4 protein-coding genes and 1 pseudogene are annotated in these 4,968 nt (G+C 60.2%); all 5 read left to right on the top strand.

The window, feature by feature from the left end; all coding sequences use genetic code 11:
- On the top strand, positions 1-1,274 hold a 1,274-nt coding region (gene accC, locus ACIOZM_RS17495), incomplete at its 5' end, for an acetyl-CoA carboxylase biotin carboxylase subunit (RefSeq protein WP_401216059.1).
- Between the two features lie 238 nt (positions 1,275-1,512).
- Entirely contained in the window at positions 1,513-2,391 is an 879-nt protein-coding gene (gene prmA / locus ACIOZM_RS17490; protein ID WP_401216058.1) for a 50S ribosomal protein L11 methyltransferase, read from the top strand.
- A gap of 30 nt (positions 2,392-2,421) precedes the next feature.
- Positions 2,422-3,678 carry a DUF3426 domain-containing protein gene (locus ACIOZM_RS17485; protein ID WP_401216057.1) on the top strand — a complete coding sequence of 419 codons (1,257 nt, stop codon included), beginning with the start codon at positions 2,422-2,424 and terminating at the stop codon, positions 3,676-3,678.
- A gap of 185 nt (positions 3,679-3,863) precedes the next feature.
- Positions 3,864-4,874: a tRNA dihydrouridine synthase DusB gene (gene dusB / locus ACIOZM_RS17480; protein WP_401216056.1), complete on the top strand. Its 1,011-nt coding sequence runs from the start codon at positions 3,864-3,866 to the stop codon at positions 4,872-4,874.
- A pseudogene (locus ACIOZM_RS17475) lies at positions 4,871-4,968 on the top strand (DNA-binding transcriptional regulator Fis); the annotation flags it as partial. The gene dusB and the pseudogene ACIOZM_RS17475, both read left to right, overlap by 4 nt.

Raw genomic sequence — 4,968 nt, 5'->3', positions numbered from 1 at the left:
TCAAGACCGTCGCCGTTTACTCCAAGGCCGACAAAGAGCTGATGCACCTGGGTCTGGCAGACGAATCCGTCTGCATCGGCCCGGCTTCTGCCGCGCACTCTTATCTGCACATCCCGGCCATCATTGCAGCAGCCGAAGTGACTGGCGCTACCGCCATTCACCCAGGCTACGGCTTCCTCGCGGAAAACGCCGACTTTGCCGAGCAGGTAGAGAATTCCGGTTTCGCATTCATCGGCCCGAAAGCCGACACCATTCGCCTGATGGGCGACAAGGTATCGGCCAAGCACGCGATGATCGAAGCTGGCGTTCCAACCGTTCCCGGTTCCGATGGCCCACTGCCGGAAGACGAAGAAACGGCGCTGCGCATTGGCCGTGAAGTTGGCTACCCGGTGATCATCAAAGCCGCTGGCGGCGGTGGTGGTCGCGGCATGCGCGTTGTGCATAAAGAAGAAGACCTGATCGCCTTCGCCAAGCTGACCCGCACCGAAGCCGGTGCAGCGTTCGGCAACCCGATGGTCTATCTGGAAAAATTCCTGACCAACCCGCGTCACGTGGAAGTTCAGGTGCTTTCCGATGGTCAGGGTCACGCGATCCATCTGGGCGACCGCGATTGCTCGCTGCAACGCCGTCACCAGAAAGTTCTCGAAGAAGCGCCGGCACCGGGCATCGACGAGAAGGCTCGCCAAGAAGTTCTGGCGCGCTGCGTCAAGGCTTGCATCGATATCGGTTACCGTGGCGCCGGCACTTTCGAGTTCCTGTACGAGAACGGTAGTTTCTACTTCATCGAAATGAACACCCGTGTTCAGGTGGAGCACCCGGTTTCGGAAATGGTCACTGGTATCGACATCGTCAAGGAGATGCTCAGCATCGCCGCTGGCAACAAGCTGTCGTTCACTCAGGATGACGTGGTTATCCGCGGTCACTCGCTGGAATGCCGGATCAACGCTGAAGACCCAAAAACCTTCATGCCGAGCCCGGGTACGGTCAAGCATTTCCACGCTCCAGGCGGCAACGGCGTTCGCGTCGATTCGCACCTGTACAGCGGTTATGCGGTTCCACCGAACTACGACTCGCTGATCGGCAAGCTGATCACTTACGGCGCAACCCGCGAAGAAGCCATGGCACGCATGCGCAATGCCCTGGACGAAATCGTGGTTGACGGGATCAAGACCAACATCCCGCTGCACCGTGATCTGGTTCGTGACGAAGGCTTCTGCAAAGGGGGCGTGAACATTCACTACCTCGAGCACAAGCTGGCTGGCGAGAAGCACTAAGCTTCAGCCCGCACCAGACAAAGCCGCCTTCGGGCGGCTTTGTTGTTTCTGAAAGCAAAGTCAAAAGATCGCAGCCTTCGGCAGCTCCCACAGGGGATCTCATTCCAATGTAGGAGCTGCCGAAGGCTGCGATCTTTTGATCTTCAACCATGTTCGTGTTCTGCGCCGCGCTCGCGTAAACTTGCGCGCTTCTCGCAGGCCGCTAGGCTGCAATCAATATTTTTCAAAGGTGCCCGCCATGCCTTGGCTGCAAGTACGACTCGCCATCAGCCCGGAACAAGCCGAAACCTACGAAGACGCTTTCCTTGAAGTCGGCGCCGTATCGGTGACCTTCATGGACGCCGAAGATCAGCCGATCTTCGAGCCGGAACTCAACACCACCCCGCTGTGGTCGCACACGCACCTGCTGGCCTTGTTCGAAGGTGGCACCGAAGCCGCCAGCGTACTGGCCCATCTGGAACTGCTGACCGGCAGCCCGCTGCCCGAGCATCACAGCGAAGTCATTGAAGACCAGGACTGGGAACGCAGCTGGATGGATGGTTTCCAGCCAATGCAGTTCGGCCAGCGCCTGTGGATCGTGCCGAGCTGGCACGCCGCACCCGAGCCTGATGCGGTCAATCTGCTGCTGGACCCGGGCCTGGCGTTCGGCACCGGCACGCACCCGACCACCGCGCTGTGCCTGGAATGGCTCGACGGCCAGGATCTGAAAGACTGCAACGTGCTCGATTTCGGCTGCGGCTCGGGGATTCTCGCTATCGCCGCGCTGCTGCTCGGCGCGAAACAAGCGGTCGGCACCGACATCGACGTGCAAGCGCTGGAAGCATCGCGCGATAACGCCGGACGCAACGGCATTGCCGACGAACTGTTCCCGCTGTACCTGCCGGAAGATCTGCCGCAGGTCAAAGCCGATGTACTGGTCGCCAATATTCTGGCCGGCCCGCTGGTTTCGCTGGCGCCGCAGTTGTCGAGCCTGGTCAGGTCGGGCGGCCGTCTGGCGCTGTCGGGTATTCTTGCCGAGCAAGGTAATGAAGTCGCCGCCGCTTATGCTCAGGACTTCGATCTGGACCCGATTGCCAATCGCGATGGCTGGGTGCGCATCACCGGGCGTCGGCGCTAGAATGACCGCCTGCATAATCCGGATCGCCGCATGACCGACAGCTTCGTCACCCAGTGCCCGCATTGCCAAACCAGCTTCCGCGTCAGCCATGCTCAATTGAGCGTGGCCCGCGGAGTGGTTCGCTGTGGCTCCTGCCTGCAAGTGTTCAACGCAGCCAAACAGCTGCTTGAACAACACGCCGGCAAGGATGCGGTTATTCCGGTGGCGCCAGCCATCGTCGAGCCGTCGCCGGTGATCGAACCGCCGCCGGTCATCGTCGAACCGCCAGTTCCAGCGCCACGCGCCATCAGCCAAAAGCAATGGAGCGCCACCGAACTGGATCTGGACAGTCTGGATCTGGACGAAGAACTCGCCCGCCTCGAACAACGGGAAATCCAGCCGACAACCGAATTCGGTCGTCAGCGCGAAGACTCTTTGAGCGCCCGACGCGACAGCCCCGACGGCGATGACCCGGTTTGGCGCGACAGCCTGTTCAGCGAGCGCGCCGATCAGCACACGCCGGAGACAGAACCGGAAATCGACGAAATCGAACCGGCAGACAATCACCGCACCGAGCCGTCACTGACGCTCGAACCGGTGGATCTGGACGACGAACCGCCGATCCCGCAACTGCGCCTGCACGACCCGATCGATCCGGCGGCCCGCCGCGAACGCCTGTCCGCCGCCGCGGAGCCCGACGATGACCTGCCGCCCATCGAAGCGCCGCGCAAAAAGCGCGAACGTGCCGAGCCAGGAGTTCGCGCCGAAGTCCTGCAAGATCTGACCGATGACCCACTCCAGCTCGACTGGCAAAAACGCCGCTCTCCTTGGGGTCGTCGCCTGATCTGGCTGACTTTGGTGTTGCTGGCCGCTGCTGGCCTCGCCGGGCAATACATCGCTTATCACTTCGACGAACTGGCGCGCCAGGACCAGTACCGCCCGTGGTTTCAGGAGTTCTGCCCGCAGATCGGCTGCACGGTGCCGTCCAAGGTCGACATCGCGAAAATCAAAAGCAGTAACCTGGTGGTGCGCAGCCACCCGGAGTTCAGCGGTGCATTGGTGGTGGATGCGATCATTTATAACCGCGCGACGTTCTCCCAACCGTTTCCGCTGCTGGAACTGCGCTTCGCCGACCTTAACGGCAAGCTGATCGCCAGTCGTCGCTTCAAACCCGGCGAATACCTCAGCGGCGATCTCGAAGGACTGGCAGAAATGCCGCAGCAGACGCCGATCCACATCGCTCTGGACATCCTTGACCCAGGCCCAAAAGCGGTGAATTACAGCCTGAGCTTCCACTCGCCCGAGTGAGCTGCCGCAGCGTTTCAGGTTTGACGGCAGTTTTCTGACTTTGCATCCGGCAACCAAACCGCTGGCAATAACAGAATAACTGTTCAGATTTTGTTCAATTCAGCCTTTATCCAGTCATCGAGAGCGGGTATCATGCCAACCCTTTTTCGAACTCTCATGATCCGGCCCCACTTCAGGGAAGTCCTATGTCGGCGGTACGCATCGGCCCATACATATTGCAGAACGGCTTGATTCTCGCCCCGATGGCGGGGGTCACCGATCAGCCCTTTCGTCAGCTGTGCAAGCGTTTGGGCGCAGGGCTTGTAGTCTCGGAAATGGTCACCAGTGACATGAGCCTGTGGAATACCCGCAAGTCGCGCATGCGCATGATCCACGAAGGCGATCCCGAACCCCGTTCGGTGCAGATTGCCGGTGGCGATGCGCAGATGCTGGCGGATGCAGCACGGGCCAACGTCGAACTGGGCGCACAGATTATTGATATCAACATGGGTTGCCCGGCGAAAAAAGTCTGCAACAAGGCTGCCGGTTCCGCGCTGTTGAAAGATGAAGCACTGGTCACCGAGATCCTGCACGCCGTCGTGGCGGCAGTTGATGTGCCGGTGACCTTGAAGATCCGCACTGGCTGGGATCGCGACAACAAGAACGGCCTGAACGTGGCGAAGATCGCTGAGCAGGCCGGCATTACAGCGCTGGCGGTGCATGGCCGTACCCGCGCCGATCTGTACACCGGTGAAGCCGAGTACGACACGATTGCCGCGATCAAGCAGGCCGTGTCGATACCGGTGTTTGCCAATGGCGATATTGATTCGCCGGAAAAGGCCCGTTACGTGCTCGACGCGACCGGTGCCGATGGCCTGTTGGTAGGCCGAGCCGCTCAAGGGCGGCCGTGGATTTTTCGCGAGATCGATCACTTCCTGCGCACCGGCGAGAAATTGCCGGCGCCGGAGCTGGTCGAGGTGGAACGCATTCTGCTGGAACATCTGGCCGCCCTTCACACTTTCTATGGGGATGTGATGGGCGTGCGCATTGCGCGCAAGCATGTGGGCTGGTATCTCGCAACCTTGCCGGGCGCCAGGGAGTTTCGCGCCCACTTCAATCGTTTGGATGGTACGGAAACACAATGCGCCAACGTTCGGGAGTTCTTCGCCGAGCGTTACAAGAGCCTGACAGGGGACGAAAAAGGGGTGGCCGCATGACGATGATGACAGAGACTTTAGTGAGTGGAACAACACCCGTGAGCGACAACGTGAATTTGAAACAGCACCTCAATACCCCGAGCGAAGAAGGCCA

The sequence above is a fragment of the Pseudomonas sp. NPDC087346 genome (assembly GCF_044744235.1).
Classification (GTDB): domain Bacteria; phylum Pseudomonadota; class Gammaproteobacteria; order Pseudomonadales; family Pseudomonadaceae; genus Aquipseudomonas.
The sequence above is the reverse complement of the archived record's forward strand: the minus strand, read 5'-3'. Positions and strand labels throughout refer to the sequence as shown.